At 62.6% G+C, this 15,988-nt stretch carries 11 protein-coding genes; 3 read left to right on the top strand and 8 right to left on the bottom strand.

All coding sequences use genetic code 11. The annotated features are described in order from the left end of the window. Window positions 1-22: 22 nt before the first annotated feature. Together XH98_RS35895 and XH98_RS35900 are read left to right on the top strand one after the other, a co-directional pair. Window positions 23-490: an SgcJ/EcaC family oxidoreductase gene (locus XH98_RS35895; RefSeq protein ID WP_271602443.1), complete on the top strand. Its 468-nt coding sequence runs from the start codon at window positions 23-25 to the stop codon at window positions 488-490. Next, complete coding sequence (locus tag XH98_RS35900) at window positions 487-918, top strand: cupin domain-containing protein (protein ID WP_271602444.1); 432 nt, start codon at window positions 487-489, stop codon at window positions 916-918. Before XH98_RS35895 ends, XH98_RS35900 begins: the two co-directional genes overlap by 4 nt. 146 nt (window positions 919-1,064) lie before the next feature. Here the strand turns inward: XH98_RS35900 and XH98_RS35905 are convergent, their stop codons facing one another. The 3 genes from XH98_RS35905 to XH98_RS35915 are packed head-to-tail and all read right to left on the bottom strand — an operon-like array spanning window position 1,065 to window position 5,464. Continuing rightward, the gene (locus XH98_RS35905; protein WP_271621353.1) at window positions 1,065-2,879 is read right to left on the bottom strand and encodes a hypothetical protein; all 1,815 of its coding nucleotides are present in this window, start codon (window positions 2,877-2,879) and stop codon (window positions 1,065-1,067) included. Between the two features lie 58 nt (window positions 2,880-2,937). Next, window positions 2,938-4,149 carry an OpgC domain-containing protein gene (locus tag XH98_RS35910; protein ID WP_271602446.1) on the bottom strand — a complete coding sequence of 404 codons (1,212 nt, stop codon included), beginning with the start codon at window positions 4,147-4,149 and terminating at the stop codon, window positions 2,938-2,940. A gap of 34 nt (window positions 4,150-4,183) precedes the next feature. Continuing rightward, window positions 4,184-5,464, bottom strand: coding sequence for an OpgC domain-containing protein (locus tag XH98_RS35915; RefSeq protein ID WP_333932795.1), 1,281 nt, complete (start codon window positions 5,462-5,464; stop codon window positions 4,184-4,186). 719 nt (window positions 5,465-6,183) lie between these two features. Here XH98_RS35915 and XH98_RS35920 point away from each other — a divergent pair. Next, a complete protein-coding gene (locus XH98_RS35920) occupies window positions 6,184-8,157 on the top strand; it encodes a potassium transporter Kup (RefSeq protein WP_271621354.1) in 1,974 nt (657 codons plus the stop codon). Between the two features lie 140 nt (window positions 8,158-8,297). On the opposite strand, the gene XH98_RS35925 is transcribed toward XH98_RS35920, so the two are convergent. The 5 genes from XH98_RS35925 to XH98_RS35945 form a co-directional block, all read right to left on the bottom strand. Further along, window positions 8,298-8,996: a hypothetical protein gene (locus XH98_RS35925; RefSeq protein ID WP_271621355.1), complete on the bottom strand. Its 699-nt coding sequence runs from the start codon at window positions 8,994-8,996 to the stop codon at window positions 8,298-8,300. A gap of 321 nt (window positions 8,997-9,317) precedes the next feature. Then, complete coding sequence (locus XH98_RS35930) at window positions 9,318-12,473, bottom strand: efflux RND transporter permease subunit (protein ID WP_271621356.1); 3,156 nt, start codon at window positions 12,471-12,473, stop codon at window positions 9,318-9,320. Between the two features lie 13 nt (window positions 12,474-12,486). After that, window positions 12,487-13,671 (bottom strand): efflux RND transporter periplasmic adaptor subunit, encoded by a 1,185-nt coding sequence (locus XH98_RS35935; protein WP_271621357.1) that lies wholly within the window; start codon window positions 13,669-13,671, stop codon window positions 12,487-12,489. A gap of 367 nt (window positions 13,672-14,038) precedes the next feature. Further along, a complete protein-coding gene (locus tag XH98_RS35940) occupies window positions 14,039-14,680 on the bottom strand; it encodes a glutathione S-transferase family protein (protein ID WP_271621358.1) in 642 nt (213 codons plus the stop codon). Window positions 14,681-14,727: 47 nt separating this feature from the next. Further along, complete coding sequence (locus tag XH98_RS35945) at window positions 14,728-15,792, bottom strand: hypothetical protein (protein WP_271621359.1); 1,065 nt, start codon at window positions 15,790-15,792, stop codon at window positions 14,728-14,730. Between the last annotated feature and the right edge of the window lie 196 nt (window positions 15,793-15,988).

Consider the following 15,988-nt stretch of genomic DNA (forward strand, 5'->3'; position numbering starts at 1 on the left):
GGATTGAACCGGAGGCCCCGCAATGACCATTCCCAAGTCCGATGAGACCGTCGTGCCGGATCTCTCGGCAGCCGCGGAGCGGCTTGCCGACAGTCTTGTCGCTGCCTGGAATGCGGCAGATGCCGCCGCCTGGGCGGCGCATTTTGCCGATGATGCGGACTTTATCCACGTGCTTGGCGGTCATGGCGCAGGTCGGACCGGAATCGGGGCGGCGCACCGTCGGCTGTTTGACACGATCTACCGCGGCAGCCGGCTCAGCCTCGGCGTGGAGGGTATCCGCCATCTCGAGGCGGATCTTGCAATTGTTCGTCTTTACCAAACGCTCGACTATCGGGCGCCGGATGGTCCAACGCGCTTGACCGGGCGCCCGAGCCTGGTTGCCCAGCGCCGCGGCGGTGCCTGGCAGATCCTGTTCTTCCAGAACACGCTGGAAAGCGCGGCGATTGCCGGCCATCCCTTCGCGCCGCAAGCTCTCGGGGGCCGCGCATGACCGACTTCAGCAATGCGCGCGAGATGACGGCTCTCGGCGTGCGGATCCGTGTGCTCTCCTCATGCGGTGCGCACACCGTGCTCGACTATGTGGCGCCGCCGGGATTCGATGGCGTGCGGCCGCACTACCATGCCGTGTCGACCGAGTGGTTCCGCGTCCTCGACGGGCGAATGGCATTCGAATTTCCGGACGGAGTCCGTCTTGCCGGCGCAGGTGATTTTGTCGAGGTCGCGCCGCGGCGCGTGCACAAATGGCGCAACGCCGATCCGGATCGGGCGCTCGCATTTCTATTCGGCTTCGATCGTGCCGGCATGGAAGGCTATTTCCAGAATCTTCTCACGCTGGCAACCGAATCCCCCGTATGGCCTCCGTCCGATCCGAGTGTTCTGGCGAGGCTTGGCGCGGCCTATGACACGTTCAGCGCTTGACGAGCAGGAGCGCCATCCCTGCGATGTGCTCCCGCTCGTCCCGGCCGCTTCGACCTATCCAATCCAGCGCGAAGCATCCGCCCTTGGCGGGTCGGAGCGCCTGATCAGAAGACGACGGCTTTCGAAATCCCGGCGCGATCTCGTTCTCAGCGGGAATCTGACGGGCGAGCGGCAATTGAGACGTTTGTCGCCGGTTGCTTCACAATGGCCCGCCTGTCTTTCACATAGGCAATGGGAACACCCAACCTTTCCACGCGGCCGATGATGGCGCCATCAAGGTCGCGATCGCAGTTCATGTGCGTCGGAGCGATGAAGAACTCCGATTCGTCCCATTCGGACCGGAAGTCCCAACGCAATTGCGGAAGCGTGACGGTGTGATCGAACGCCGGACGTTCCCCACATACCGCGACCGAATAGACCGCCGGCGATTTGATATTGTCGAGCGGTGTCGTTTCGCGGACGAATGCCTCGAGGATGCGGATCGCCTCCGGCATGCTGTTGAACCAGTAGTCCAGGTCATAGCGGCGGAAGGCTCCCGGAAGACCTCCGACCACGGCGTTGTAGGATAGATTCTCGTAAGGATGAAGCCTTGCCAGCGTGATCCCTTCGGACAGGAAAGCCGCGCACATCGTCGCAAGTGCCGCCGAGGCCAGTCGGCGGCTACGCACGGCCATCGTATTGAGAACGTCGTTCAACCCCACGCCGGCCAGCATGGCCAGCGGAGGAAGCACAAAGAGAAAATGGCGCATGCCGCTGAACGCAGGGCCATGAATGAGGGCTTGGCTTGCCAGGGGAAGCAGAACCATGGTCGAGAGCAATGCGAGTTCGCGGCACCGGACCGAGCCTCGCCTGAGGGGGCGCCAAAGAAGCGAAACCATCGCCAGCGCGGCGCCCGCCTGTGTCATCAGCGGCAAGCGGATCAAGAGGTAGAAGGGAACATAGGCGCGCGGTACGTTGGCCATCTCGTACACGCGCCCGTCAAAAAGGGTGCGGATTGCATACTGAAATTCCGAGAAGGCAAACAGGCCACGGATGGGATTGAGGGGCGACAGGGCAGCCCACGGCCAGGCCAGGATCATCAGCAGATAGGCGACTGCGACCGCCGGACATGTCGCCAACAGGGAGTTGGCCGCAAAGGCCAGGCGCGCCCCGCGGCTTTCCGGCCAGGGCAGATAGATCAGGATTGCAACGCCGAGATAGACGAACAGCAGCAAACCATAGCTGCGCTGCCCGAGCGCTGCCCCGGCAAGACAGCCGAAGACCACGACATCGAGGGCGCGGGGCGCGGGAAGTTGGCGCGCCAGGCGGAGAAGGAACAGCGTCGCTCCGGCCATGGCCGCCGCAAATGGAATGTCCTTGGTATGGTTGAACATGGCGCCGTACCAGGCGCCGCAGAGTGCAAGCGCGACCATCGCAATCAGGCCGGCGCGCGGTCCGGCGATCAGTCGCGCGGCGGCGCCACTGGCGGCGATGCCGGCAAGGCCCGTAACGGCACAGAGGATGTGCCGCAATTCGTAAATGTCGATGGGGATAACCCGGCCGAGCGCGATTGCTATGACGTCGAACAGACCTCCGTAGAGATACAGATTATCGAAGGTGAAGAGATCGCGGACCCGCAGTCCGCTCTGATAATAAGCAATGATCAATTCGCCGTAGCGATGCTGGACGCCCTCGTCATTTGAGATCGCGTAATCCTTCGCTGTGGAGAACACGAGGAATGCCAGGACTGCAAGAAAGGCCAAGGCCAGGAAATCGAAAGCCTGCGAAGGGATGATGCTGCGCGGAGTGCGCTCGACATCATGCTTTGCTGCGTGATGAACGGAAACCCGGTTCGCCGCCCTTTCTTCAACTCTCCAAAGTGCATTGTCGGATCTCACGTTCGGCCCGCTCGCTTGCAAAGCGAGCCGAGGCCGCTTCTCGGAGCCGGCAACTGGTGCGCTGTCTCCCGCTTCGTCCCTCATGACCGGTGGTCCTAGAGCTTATGGTCCTCATGCATGCCTGTCTCATCCCCGAATCAGGTCACGCGGCGCTCGGCTGAGTGCGAGCCGCGGGCGTGGCCTCCGCTTGGAGCGTCGTGTCCAGGCGCTCGTCGCCGCCGGCGTCCACGAAAAGATTGGGCACCCGCTGTGCGCGATCCAGAAGCCAGGCGACAGCGGTCATGATGACCATTCCACCGATGCTGAGCAGAATTTGCTCGATCACCTGGTGCTTCCACTGAACCAGCATCCAATGCACTCCGAACGACAGGAAGACGCCGAGGCAGAACAGCGGCAGCGAATGCCGGCCGCACAACACCAGCGGTCGCAGCCATTTCGACTTCAGTCCTTCCCAATCCTTGTTGAGATAACGCGAGACGATGACAGCCAGCGCGAGAAAGTGCGTGAACCGGAGCATGTCGAGGTCGGTCTTGTCGATCGGATAGATCAGCTTGATCATCCATTTCGGGATCAACGACTCCAGAAAAGCGCTGTGCCAGCTCATCACGATCACCAGCGCAAAGGCGATCCAGCCGATCGCGACCGCGAAGACGATGCGCGACTGAAGGATTTTGCTGATTTGAGCGACCGCGCCGCATCCGCACCAGGCACCAAAAAAGAACATCAATTGCCAGGCGAACGGATTGAAGTACCAGGTCGCTCCTTTCGGATAGGACGGCAGGTTCCAGTCGAAATAGCGGGCGAGCAGGTACAGCACGATCGAACCTGCCAAGGTCAGATTCGGGCGCCGCACCAGGCACCACACCACGAACGGCGAAACCAGCACCAGGGAGATGTAAAGCGGCAGGACGTCCAGATCGACCGGCTTGTATTGCAGCGTGAGCGCCTTGCCGATCAACTCGTCGGGATGCGCCAGGAAGTTGGCGACGTTGAACTCGTCCTTGTACATGGGGTTGTCCCACTTCCTCGCTGCGCGGGCGATCTGTGCCGTGAAGGCAAGGAACAGCAGGAGGTGGGCAACGTACATCTGCCAGGCGCGCAGCCACAATCGCTTCAACGCCGGAAGAAACTGGCCCGCAGCCACGATGGGCACGTAGATGAATCCGAGGAGATAACCGGAGATGAAAACGAAGAACTCGGCTGCGTCGCTGAAGCCGTAATTGCGCAGCGTGAGCCAGGCCACGACGTCATCCGGAATGTGGTCGAGAAAGATCATCCAGAGGCCGAGGCCGCGCAAAAGGTCGAGCCTCAAATCTCGCTCTACGACAAACCGATCCTTGCTCTCTGTTCCCATGTCCGTCAGTCCCATTAATAAGAGTGAATTGTTTTCAAGCATCTTGCGAAATCAGCTTGGAAGTATCCGTCTTGGCGCGCTCGCGCCCGGACATCGCCCATTTGTACCAGGTGAATACCCTTGCTATGCCGTACAGGATCAAGATGCCGCCGGCGCCAACCATCACGTGCAGCACGATATCAGCGTTAAGCTCGGTGAGCAGCGCGTAGCCTGCGAATGACAGGGCGACGCCGAGCGCAAAAATCTGAAGAGAATATTGTCCGCAAAGAATGAGTGGGCGCGCCCAGGCCGATCGTAACCCCGCCCAGTCGCCCGGCACGAAGCGCAGCGCGACGACGGCCAATGCCAGGAAATGCGCAAACCTCAGGATGTCGAAATCGGTCTTGTTGATCGGATAGATCAGCCGCGCCACCCAGCCGGGGATCGCCCGCTCCAGTGACGGAAAATACCACGTCATGGTCACAAAGAAGGCCGCGCAGAGATAGGCAACGGCCAGCCACAACACCGATCGGGAATTGAGGATCGGCGACAGTCGCTTGCCTCCTCCAAGCGCGCACCAGGCGCCAAACACGAACAGCAGCTGCCATGCATAAGGATTGAACGACCAGAAGCCGTCCGGATAGGTCGACAGATGCAGGTCGTATCGGAGCATGAGCACATAGAGTCCGGCCGACAGGGCAAGCGGCAGATCCCTGTGCAATCTGGCGAGCAGCAGCACCAACGGCAGAAAAGCCATCAGAACGACATAGAGCGGCAGGACATCCATGTTCAGGGGACGGAATCGCAACAGCAGCGCCTGGATCATTTCGGAACCGGGTTGCTTGAAGAAGTCTCCGACCTCCATCTCCTGGATGTAGAACGCCGGCTTCTCGGCAACCGTAGTGACCAAAGCGATTTCGGCCATCAGCACCAGGAAAAGCAGAAGATGCGCGGTATAGATCTGCCAGACCCGCCGCAGCACGCGCGCTGTCCCGATCACGAAGCCAGCCTCGAAGGTTGCGCGACCGTAGACCAGAGCTGCAGTGAAGCCGGAGATGAAGATGAACACTTCGGCTGCGTCGCTGAACCCGTAGTTGCGTATCGTGACCCAGGTCAGGACGTCGGGTGAAACGTGATCGATATAAATGAGCCAGAGGGCCAGGCCGCGGAAGAAGTCGAGTCGCAGTTCTCGCTCGCCTTTGGCGACGGCAAAGCTGGGTGTTGCGAGGGGCGGCGACGACGCCGGCACGACACCATGCCGCTTTGATTTGGGGTAACTTCTGGCGAACCAGGCGGCGAGCCAGATCAATCGGCGGTGCTGAGGGCGACCAGTCACCCCACTCCCGGCCCGCGCGCCATGGATACCAAGAATCGGCGAACGCCCCATTGGTCCCCCTCCCTGTTCCCAGGAGTTTAGCCTCTGCTCTGGAACAAGAACATCGAAAATGCGATGCCTCCATGTGCAAGTCGATCCTGCCGAATGCCTCGCACAACGAATGCCGTGCGTGGAGGCTGCATAGTCGGTACGGGGGGACCGATCCAATGCCTTGGCCCTATGGCTTCGTTAGCCGGTCGGCATTGGAAGTGACCGAGAAGGACAGACAGAGCTGACGATCGAGGGATGCGCCGTGCGGCCGGTCATGGCGCCAGGCTTTGCTGCGTGCCAAAGTCGGGGACTGGGGACTGGATTGCTTCGCTTCGTCGGCAATGAAGGAGCGTGTGGCGGCATCCCGCGTACTCTCTCCCCGTCATTGCGAGGAGCCCTTGCGACGAAGCAATCCAGAATCCCTCCGCGGTGACAGTCTGGATTGCTTCGCTTCGCTCGCAATGACGAGGAGAGAGGCTCGGCACCTCACCCTACCGCCGTTGATGCCACTATGCCGGTGTTTTGCCCGTGGAGCGGTAAATTCGGCATCGCCGAAATAACTCAAGCTTTTGCGAATCCATCCCGACTGTGCATGCGGTTGCGCCTCTCGCCTGAGGCACCGGGAACCGGCCCGGCATGCCGTTTGCATTTGGTCCTCACGGGAATCCATCCTCACCTCGAGGCCTCGCATGGATATGCCGTCCGACCTCCCGGTCCGGAGCCTGATCGATCGCGCCGCGACAGGCGTGGTTCACGATCCGCTTGAGGCAGCGAGCGAGCATCCAAAATTCGTCCATCATCTCGGCAGTCCATGGTTTCTGGGGCTGACGGCGCTTGGCGTCGTGTTCGGCGACATCGGCACCAGTCCCCTCTATGCCTTCCAGGTCGCGCTGTCCGGTCTTGGCCACGCCGCGCCCGTCGCGGCCGAGGTCACGGGCATCGTCTCGCTCATTCTTTGGGCGCTGGTCGCCATGGTCGCGCTCAAATACGTCGTGTTCATTCTGCGGGCGGACAATGACGGAGAGGGCGGCATTCTCGCCTTGCTGTCGCTGGTCGCTGCCGACAAGGTCGCCGACGGCGCGAAGCTTCCCATCCTCGTCCTGCTCGGCATCATCGGCGCCTCGCTGCTGTACGGCGACGGCGTGATCACGCCGGCGATCTCCGTGCTCTCGGCGATGGAAGGCCTCAAGCTGGTTCAGCCTGCCTTCGAGCCGTTCATCCTGCCGGCGACGCTGGCGGTGCTGATCGGCCTGTTCGTGATCCAGCGCCACGGCACGGGGAGCATCGGAAAACTGTTTGGACCGGTCATGGTGATCTGGTTCGTCGTGATCGCCGGGCTCGGCGCGATCAATGTCTGGCAGGCGCCGGCCATCCTGCTGGCGGTCAATCCGCTCGAAGCTGGCCGCTTTCTCGTGGCCGATCCCAAAATCTCGTTCGTGGTGATCGGCGCCGTCTTCCTCGCGCTCACCGGCGGCGAGGCGCTCTATGCCGACATGGGTCATGTCGGTGCCACCGCGATCCGGCGCGCCTGGTTCGCGCTGGTGCTGCCGGCGCTGATGCTGAATTACTTCGGGCAGGGCGCGCTGGTGCTGGCCGATCCCTCGGCGGCCGACAATCCCTTCTACAAGCTCGCGCCCGGCTGGACGCTGATCCCCATGGTGATCCTCGCAACGCTCGCCACCGTCATCGCCTCGCAGGCGCTGATCTCAGGTGTGTTCTCGCTGACGCGGCAGGCGATGCAGATGGGGCTGGCGCCCCGTGCGCGGATCACGCCGACCTCCTGGGACGAAGCCGGCCAGATCTACGTGCCTGCCGCAAACTGGCTGCTGATGGCTGGCACGCTGCTCACGGTGATCATGTTCCGCTCGTCGGAGAACCTCGCCGCCGCCTACGGCATCGCCGTATCCGGCACCATGCTGATCACCACGATCCTGCTCTATCATGTTGCGCGCTCGCGCTGGAAATGGACGCGTGCGCTGGCGCTGCCGGTGATATCAGTTTTCGGCGCGATCGATGCGACCTTCCTGGTGTCCAACTCGCTGAAGATCGTCGAGGGCGGCTGGTTTCCGCTGGTGGTCGGTACGCTCATCGCCGCGCTGATGCTGTCATGGCGCAGGGGCTCGTCGGCGGTGCGGCATCGCCTCGACGACATGTCGATGCCGCTGAAGGAATTCCTTGGCTATGCGGACAATGCCGTGATCGGCCGCGCGCCGGGCATGGGCGTCTGGCTGACCAAGGTCGAGCATGGGGCATCGCCAATGCTGCTCCGCCACATCGAGCACAATCGTGTGCTGCACGAGACGGTGGTGCTGCTGACGTATGTCTCGGATCGCCGGCCGCGGGTGCCGTTCGGCGAGCGGCATTCGGTGCATCGTCTGGGACGCGGCTTCTATCGCATCCAGGTCCGGCTTGGCTTCATGCAGACGCCGGACATTCCGCTGACGCTCGACAATTGCAACAAGCTCGGCTTCGACGCCGATCTCGAGCACAAGAACTATTATCTCGCCCACGAGACCATCGTCCGCCGCGAGGCCGGGTCGACGATCGATCCGCTCTCGTTCGGCATCTTCTCGTTCCTGAACCGGGTCGCGAGCCGCGCGCCCGATTTCTTCAAGATCCCCCACGATGCGGTGATCGAGGTCGGCTTCCGCGTCGACGTGTGAGTCATTGCCGCCAGGAGGCGTTGCGACCACCGCTCTCTCCGTCGTCATTGCGAGGGCGATTATCCGGCAGTCGACAACGATAGCAAGCCACGCTTGTTGTTGTGTCTCGGAGGCGCATTCTTTTGTGGCGTTGGTCCCAGCTATGGAAGCTTGGGGCCGACGATGATCCGTATTTTGCCCGCTGGCATCGACTCGTCTTTGCCATGTGAGACTATCTGTATCGGTCCTGAGACCGCGTCGAGCAGAGCGCGAATTAGTGCGTTTTCGGGTGTCTTAGCATCGTCATCGATAGGCCCTTTCGTTACCACGCTAAGTCCCCAGGCTTGGCCACCGGCTTGCTGCGTCAGCGGCAACAGCGGATATACGTCTCTTAGCTCAATCGGTCCCTGCCGTGGGACCAGTGGAGCAGGCAACTTTTGGTCTGTCTTCCAACTGACCATATGTAGGGCCACGAAAATACCGAACGCGAGGCTATTTGCGTCAGCGGCGCTGGGATCATACAGAACCTCGAAAAACTGCGGAGGAAGCTCTTTAATCCCATCCCTGAGTTTGTCGGCATCGAGCCCCCGTGGGAATCGCAATTGTTGCAATTGTAATTGCGCCTGCGCTGTCTCTTTCCGTGCAGTTTCGGCCTCTTTCGAGAGCTGTGCTGTTTCGTTGTTCAATGTGGTTAGTTCAAGCTGGCGCGCGTCCTCGACTTTTTTGTGGAACGGCCCGCTGATCCAATCGCCGCCAACCTCAATGGCAACACCGGCAATAACCATAAATCCACCAACTCTCTTGATTAGCTCAAGCCAGCCTAACCAAGACAAAGCCGATGCAACTTCCGTCTGGTCCATTTGGTCTCCCTTGGCAACACAACCATTGTTCGCAGTTTGGTAGCCTTGTGAACTGGCAGATAATCGCCATTGCGAGGAGCCCTTGCGACGAAGCAATCCAGACTACCTCCGCGGAGGGATTCTGGATTGCTTCGCTGCGCTCGCAATGACGGAGAGAGGGGCGCGCGGTCGTCGCGTCACGCACACCACCCACGATGCCACTATGTCAGTGTTTTGCCCGACGGCACAAGCCCTTTTTCTGTAAAAGCGAAATTATTCTGCTTTTTCAACCCCATCCCTACTGTGCATGGGGTTGTTTTTCGCGCTGTTGCTGAAACCGTCCTAGGACTTCACCTCCACGGCCGGTGCGGCCTTCGGTGCCTTCCTTGACTCGCGCCAGTTCTCGAACCGCTGCACCACCACGAAGAAGGCCGGCACGAACAGCACCGCGAGGCAGGTCGAGGCCAGCATGCCGGAGAAGACCGTGATGCCGATCGACTTGCGCGCGCTGGCGCCGGCGCCGGTCGCGAGGACCAGCGGCACCACGCCGAGGATGAAGGCGAACGAGGTCATCAGGATCGGACGGAAGCGGGCGCGTGCCGCCTCGATCGCGGATTCGATGACCGGCTTGCCGTCGCGCCCGTGCAGCTCGAGCCCGACCTCGACGATCAGGATCGCGTTCTTGGCCGACAGCGCGATCAGGAGGATCAGGCCGATCTGGCAATAGAGGTTGTTGTCGATCTTGAGGCCGGAGAGGATCAGCATCGGCCCGAGCAGCGACAGCGGCACGGCGAGGATCACCGAGATCGGCGCGTACCAGCTCTCATACTGGCCGGCAAGCACGAGATAGACCAGCAGCATGGCAAGGCCGAACACCCAGTAGATCTGGTTGGAGACCGCCTTCTCCTGGTAGGACATCGCGGTCCATTCGAAACCGGTACCCGGCGGCAGCGTCTTGTCGGCGATCTCCTCCATCAGCTGCAGCGCCTGGCCGGATGAATAGCCCTGCGCCGGCAGGCCGACGATGGTGGAGGACGGGTAGAGATTGTAGAGGCTGATCAGCGACGGGCCGGTCACCGGCGTGATGGTGGCGATCGTGCCGATCGGGATCATGTCGCCGTTCTGGTTGCGCACCTGCATGTTGGCGATGTCGCGCTCGGTGACGCGGAATGCGGGATCGGCCTGCGTGTAGACCTGGAACACGCGGCCGAACTTGTTGAACTGGTTGACATAGGACGAACCGAGATAGGTCGACAGCGCCGAGAACACCGCGTCCGTCGTCACATGCAGCGTCTGGGTCTTGACGCGGTCGATCTCGACATTGAATTGCGGCACCGCCGAGCGGAACGAGGACGAGACCCGCTGCAGCGCGCTCTGGCTCTGGGCGTTGGAGACCATGGCGCCGGTGATGGCCTGCAGCTTGGCGAAATCGCTGTTGCCGTCGCGCAGCTCGACCTGCATCGAGAAGCCGGCGGCATTGCCGATGCCCTGGATCGGCGGCGGCGGCAGCACCAGCGTGCGCGCCTCCATGATGGTCGAGACCCGGTCGTTGAGGCCGTAGACCAGCGAGCGCAGATCCTCGCCTTTGCCGCGCGCGGACCAGTCCTTCAGGATGATGTAGGCAACGCCGGCATTGGCAAGGCTCGCGCTGTTGTCGAGCGCGGAGATGCCGGCGATGGTGATGACCTGCTGGACGCCGGGCGTGTCCTTGATGATGTCGGCGGCGCGGTCGAGCACCTTCTGGGTTCGCTCAAGCGAGGCGCCGTCGGGCAGCTGCACGGCCGCGATCAAATAGCCCTGGTCCTCGATCGGCAGGAAGCCGGTCGGCACCCGCGACAGGCCGTAGCCGCTGAGCCCGATCACGAGAAGCGCGCATGCGACCGAGGCGGTCGCGTGCTTCACCAGAAACGTGATCAGCCGCGTGTAGCCCCGCTCGACCCTGTCATAGACGGCGTTGAAGCCGCGGTAGAAGAAATTGCGCTGCTCCGGCGGCACCGCCGGCCGCAGCCATAGCGCGCATTGCGTCGGCTTCAGGGTTGCCGCGTTGATGGCGGACAGCAGCGCTGTCGCCGCGATCACCAGCGCGAATTGCGAATAGATGCGGCCGGTGAGGCCGGCGAGGAACGAGGCGGGCAGGAACACCGAGATCAGCACCAGGGTGATGCCGACGATCGGCGCGAACAGCTGGTCCATCGCCCTGATCGCGGCGTCGTGCCCGTTCATGCCCTGCTCGATATTATGCGCAGCACCTTCCACCACGACGATGGCGTCGTCGACGACGATGCCGATCGCGAGCACGATCGCAAACAACGTCGACATGTTGATGGTGAAGCCGAGCGCCGCCATCGCGGCGAAGGCGCCGATGATGGTGACAGGCACCGTGGTCGCCGGCACCAGCATCGCGCGCCAGTCCTGCAGGAACACCAGGATCACGACCAGCACGAGCAGGCCGGCCTCGATCAGGGTCATATAGACCTCGTGCACCGAGGCGTTGACGAATTTCGTGGTGTCGAACGGCGTGTCGTACTTGATGCCTTCCGGAAAGCGCTTGGCGAGCTCGACCATCTTCTTCTCGACGGCCTGCTCGACCTGAAGCGCGTTGGCGCCGGGCGACTGGAACACGCCGATGCCGGTCGCGGGCTGCTTGTTGAGGGAGAAGATCTGGCTGTAGGTCTGCGCGCCGAGCTCGACCCAGCCGACGTCGCGCACGCGCGTGACGTCGCCGCTGGTCCCGGTCTTGACGATGATGTTCTCGAACTGGCTGGTGTCTTCGAGCCGGCCGTTGACGTTGAGCGTGTACTGGAACGCCTGTCCCGGCGGTGTCGGCGGCGCGCCGACCTGTCCGGCCGAGACCTGCTGGCTCTGCTGCTGGATCGCCTGGATGACGTCCTGCGGCACGAGTCCACGCGCCTGCAGCTTGTTCGGATCGAGCCAGATGCGCATCGAATACTGGCCGGCGCCGAACACCGTGACGTTGCCGACGCCGGGCAGGCGGGACAGCTCGTCGCGGATATTGATGGTGGCGTAGTTGCTCAGGAAAAGACTGTCGAACCGGGAGTCCGGCGAGGTCAGCGTCACGAACAAGAGGATCGAGGTCGATTTCTTCTGAACGGTAACGCCCTGGTTCTGCACCGATTGCGGCAGCTGCGATAGCGCGCTGGAAACGCGGTTCTGCACCAGCACCTGCGCGAAATTCAGATCCGTTCCGATCTTGAAGGTCACCGTCAGGGTGTAGGTGCCGTCGGAGCCGCTGTAGGACTGCATGTAGAGCATGTCCTCGACGCCGTTGACCTGCTGCTCGATCGGCAGCGCGACGGTGTCGATCACGGTCTTGGCGCTGGCGCCGGGATAGCGCGTCGTCACCTGCACCGTCGGCGGCACCACATCGGGATATTGCGCGATCGCGAGGTTGAACAGCGCCACGCCACCGATCAGGATCATCAGCAGCGCAATGACGTTCGAGAGGACCGGCCGCTCGATGAAGAACTTTGAGATCATGGCTGGCGGCCCCTCACTTGGCAGACGCCTGCGGCTGCTCGATCTTGGTCTCTTGCGGATCGATCTTCTGGCCCGGGATCACGCGCAGCAGGCCCGAAATGACCACGCGGTCGTCAGGCTGCAGGCCGCTCTCGATCACGCGCAGGCCATTGTCGGTTGGGCCGATCTGCACCTTGCGCTGTTCGACGACGTTGTCCTTGTTGGCCACCAGCAGATAGCGGCCGCCCTGGTCGCTGCCGAGCGCCGTATCAGGAACGAGCAGGGCGTCCTTGTCCTGGTCGAAGGGCACGCGGACCCGGACGAAATAGCCCGGGAGCAGCACCCGCTTGTCGTTGGGGATGACGCCGCGCACGGCGAGCGTGCCGGTTGATGTATTGAGGGTCGGCGAGACGTAGTCGAGGTGGCCTTCATGCGGATAGCCGGTCTCGGTTTGGAGGCCCACCTGGACCGGCAACTGTCTGAGCTCGGCCACCGTCAGTCCGCGGCGTTGCGCCTCGGCCCGGATGCGCAGCACGTCCTGCTCGTTGACGGTGAAGTTGACCCAGATCGGGTCCATGGCAACAATGGTCGCAAGCTGCGTCGGGGAGGAGGCGCCGACCAGCTCGCCGACCGAGACCAAATGCGCGCTGACGACGCCGTCGAACGGCGCGCTCACTTTGGTGTAGCTGTAGTTGAGCTCCGCGATCCTGGTGTTGGCCTGGGCCTGCTGGAGATTGGCCTGGGCGTTGTCGCGGGTCGATGTCGACGTCTCCAGCGTCGCCTGCGAGACCGCCTGCCGCTGCACGAGATCCGCCTGTCGTTTGAAATCAGCTTCCGCCTGCCTGAGCGAGGCCTGCGCGCCGGCCTCGGCGGCCTGCGCCTGCTCGAGCTTCAGCTTGTAGGTCTCGGGCTCGATCGTGAACAGCTGGGTGCCCTGCTTGACGAAGGTGCCGTCGGTGTAGTCGATCGTTTGCAGAAAACCCTGCACGCGCGCGACGAGATCGACGCTCTTGATCGGCGCGGTGTTGCCGGTAGCCTCGACATAGCGCGTGACCGGGCGCTGTATGGGTGTGGCGATATCGACCTTCGGGGGCGGCGGCGCCACGTAGGCGTTCTTGTCCTCGCAGCCGGCGAGCGCAACCACGGCCATTGTCGCGGTCAGCGTCAGACAGAGACGTCTCCACGGTCCGGTGAGTCGAGCGGGATTCGCGCAAGTCATTCGGTGGCCCCTGATGATCGTCTGTCGGTGCGGCAGGCTAGCAACAAATCTCCGTTCGTGGAACACCATAGCCATGGTGTAGTCCGCTGTGGCGGCACCCACAACGGTCGACATGGTGCTGCGCGCGCATCCCGCCGCCGGTTGTCACGCCTCGGCCGTCCCGCGATGGCCTGCCGCCGCTCTTCACCGACCACCAATAGGAGGCGCTCGGCGCGCCGCGCAACGCCGCGCTCGCTGGCAAGCGATCCGGACTATTTCGACAAGGCGGCGATGACGGAACAGGACGGAGCCGCCATCGTCGCTTCCTGAAAACGCTGACCGACGGCTACAAGGTGGAGAACGAACGCTCTCTCCGATGAAGCGAGCACTACAATCCCGGTGATCTCGCCGCCCAAGCCTTGGTGGCCTGGCAGCTTTCCATCGCTCGGGCGTAGGCGGGACGTGCCGTCGTGCGCAAGAGATAGTCCCGCTCGGTCGGACCGGGGACGTAGTTGCCCGTTCGCAGACCGAGCAGGAGGGCGTAGCTCACCGAGATATCGGCGGCAGTGAATCGGTCGCCGACGAGATAGCGGCAATCCGCGAGGCGACGGATGACCAACCCAAGCCGGCTCTCGAAGGTCTCGGCTGCCCAGCGGGTTACCCGGGCGCCTCGCTCGGCTTCCGGCGCCAGCTGGCGACCGATAAGGACTGCATTCATCGGCCCGGCGAGCCCGGCCTCGCCCAAGTGGAGAAATTGCAGATAAGGTGCGAAGGCAGGATCATCGGGGGCGACGGCAAGCGAATTCGGGCCGTGGCGGGCGAGCAGATACTCAAGAATCGCGATCGACTCGACCATGATCGTGTCGCCGTCCTGCAGCACCGGAATGAAGCCGGCGGGGTTGACCGCAAGGAAATCTCGGTCATCCTCGGCTGCGAGCAGATCGACCGGGCGCAGCCGATAAGCCAATCCGAGTTCCTCAAGCAGCCAAACAACACGGAAGCCGCGGCCTTCGCCATAGACGGTGAGCATAGTTGAACATTCCTGGATTGGACTGGATAAACTGACTCGCAGACGATCTAGCGCGGTCTGATCTCCGCATATTTCACCATCGCCTTGTCGAACTTCCGCTTGAACAGCCACATCGCGCCCAAAATCTCGCGGAAGGTCGCCGAGCTCCGCGCCCGGTCGACCTTGCCGAAGGCGAAGACGCTGTTGTTGCGCAAGTGTTTCATGATGGTGGGATTGGACACCCTGTAGTTCAGCAGATCGCCGGACCTCAGCGCGGCTCGCGTCGGCGTCGGGATGATCTGGATCAGCTCGAACAGCTTCATCTGCTCGATCGGATCGGGCAGCGTCTTCACGATCGCGGGGATTTCGGCAAACAGCTCCGCATGCGCGTTCATGAGGCCGTCGCGGACGTTGGTCCAGTGATTGAAACGGCGGTCGGTGCCGCGGGACCGCGCCTCTTCCTCGTCGTCGCGCGCGTTCAAAGCTGGATCGATGGCCGCGATCGTGCCCTTGATCGCCTCCCATTTGCGCTGGCCGTTGCGGTCCTCGGAGGGGCCGGTCTGCAGGCTGCCCATATAGGTATTCGAGCGTGCGTTGCGGACGTTCTGCTTGCCGTTCGTCTCGGCATAGAAGAGTCCGAGGCTGATGCGGCCCGCGGCCTCGGCGTCAGCAGGCGCAAGCCCTTTGGCGCGCGCGATCGCGGTGCCAAGATCGACGACGTCCTTGAACGGTGTCGGCGAATTCTGAGCGCTCGCGGGCGGCGCCTCCATGATCTCGAAGATATCAGCATATTCGTCGACCAGCGGCTCGATCGCGGCGTCGAAATAGGCCGGAGGGATCCCGAACTTGTTCGGCTGGCCGATCCGCGACGGCATGGCATCGGTCAGATCCTTGTAGGTGCTGATCACAGCGACGCGGGCGAGATAGAGCGCCTGGCCCGGCAGGTTCGGCAGCGGCTGCTTGGTCTCGATCTGGCGGCGCCGCTCGGCAAGGATCGACTTGAACTCACCGAGCGCGTGCTCGTAAGCGGCTGATGCCTCCGACTGCGCCGGCGTCGGTGCGCCCTGTCCCGAAGCGGGCGTTATGAGGAACAGGGCCAGCGCCGCAGCGGCGGCATAACATCGTGTTCGCATCGCGAGGTTCCCGGGCCTGCCGATTCGGCTTCCGTGGAGATCGTAAGCCCCAAAGATGCGGGTTGGCGAGGGGTGGCCGGGAGGAGGAATGGGCCCACTTTTCACCGCACAACTTTACGATTCGGTAGCGCCCGACCTGCACAATGTACCGTCATGTCCCGGGGGCTACGCGAGGCCTTTTACGCGAAGTTTATCA

It is taken from the genome of Bradyrhizobium sp. CCBAU 51745 (assembly GCF_028128715.1).
GTDB lineage: Bacteria > Pseudomonadota > Alphaproteobacteria > Rhizobiales > Xanthobacteraceae > Bradyrhizobium > Bradyrhizobium manausense.

Bases quoted from the DNA above. Each gene is read 5' to 3' on its own strand.
- XH98_RS35930 (WP_271621356.1), bottom strand. From the start codon at position 12,473: ATGATCTCAAAGTTCTTCATCGAGCGGCCGGTCCTCTCGAACGTCATT.
- XH98_RS35910 (WP_271602446.1), bottom strand. From the start codon at position 4,149: ATGGGAACAGAGAGCAAGGATCGGTTTGTCGTAGAGCGAGATTTGAGG.
- XH98_RS35925 (WP_271621355.1), bottom strand. From the start codon at position 8,996: ATGGACCAGACGGAAGTTGCATCGGCTTTGTCTTGGTTAGGCTGGCTT.
- XH98_RS35895 (WP_271602443.1), top strand. From the start codon at position 23: ATGACCATTCCCAAGTCCGATGAGACCGTCGTGCCGGATCTCTCGGCA.
- XH98_RS35940 (WP_271621358.1), bottom strand. From the start codon at position 14,680: ATGCTCACCGTCTATGGCGAAGGCCGCGGCTTCCGTGTTGTTTGGCTG.
- XH98_RS35945 (WP_271621359.1), bottom strand. From the start codon at position 15,792: ATGCGAACACGATGTTATGCCGCCGCTGCGGCGCTGGCCCTGTTCCTC.
- XH98_RS35900 (WP_271602444.1), top strand. From the start codon at position 487: ATGACCGACTTCAGCAATGCGCGCGAGATGACGGCTCTCGGCGTGCGG.
- XH98_RS35905 (WP_271621353.1), bottom strand. From the start codon at position 2,879: ATGAGGGACGAAGCGGGAGACAGCGCACCAGTTGCCGGCTCCGAGAAG.
- XH98_RS35920 (WP_271621354.1), top strand. From the start codon at position 6,184: ATGGATATGCCGTCCGACCTCCCGGTCCGGAGCCTGATCGATCGCGCC.
- XH98_RS35935 (WP_271621357.1), bottom strand. From the start codon at position 13,671: ATGACTTGCGCGAATCCCGCTCGACTCACCGGACCGTGGAGACGTCTC.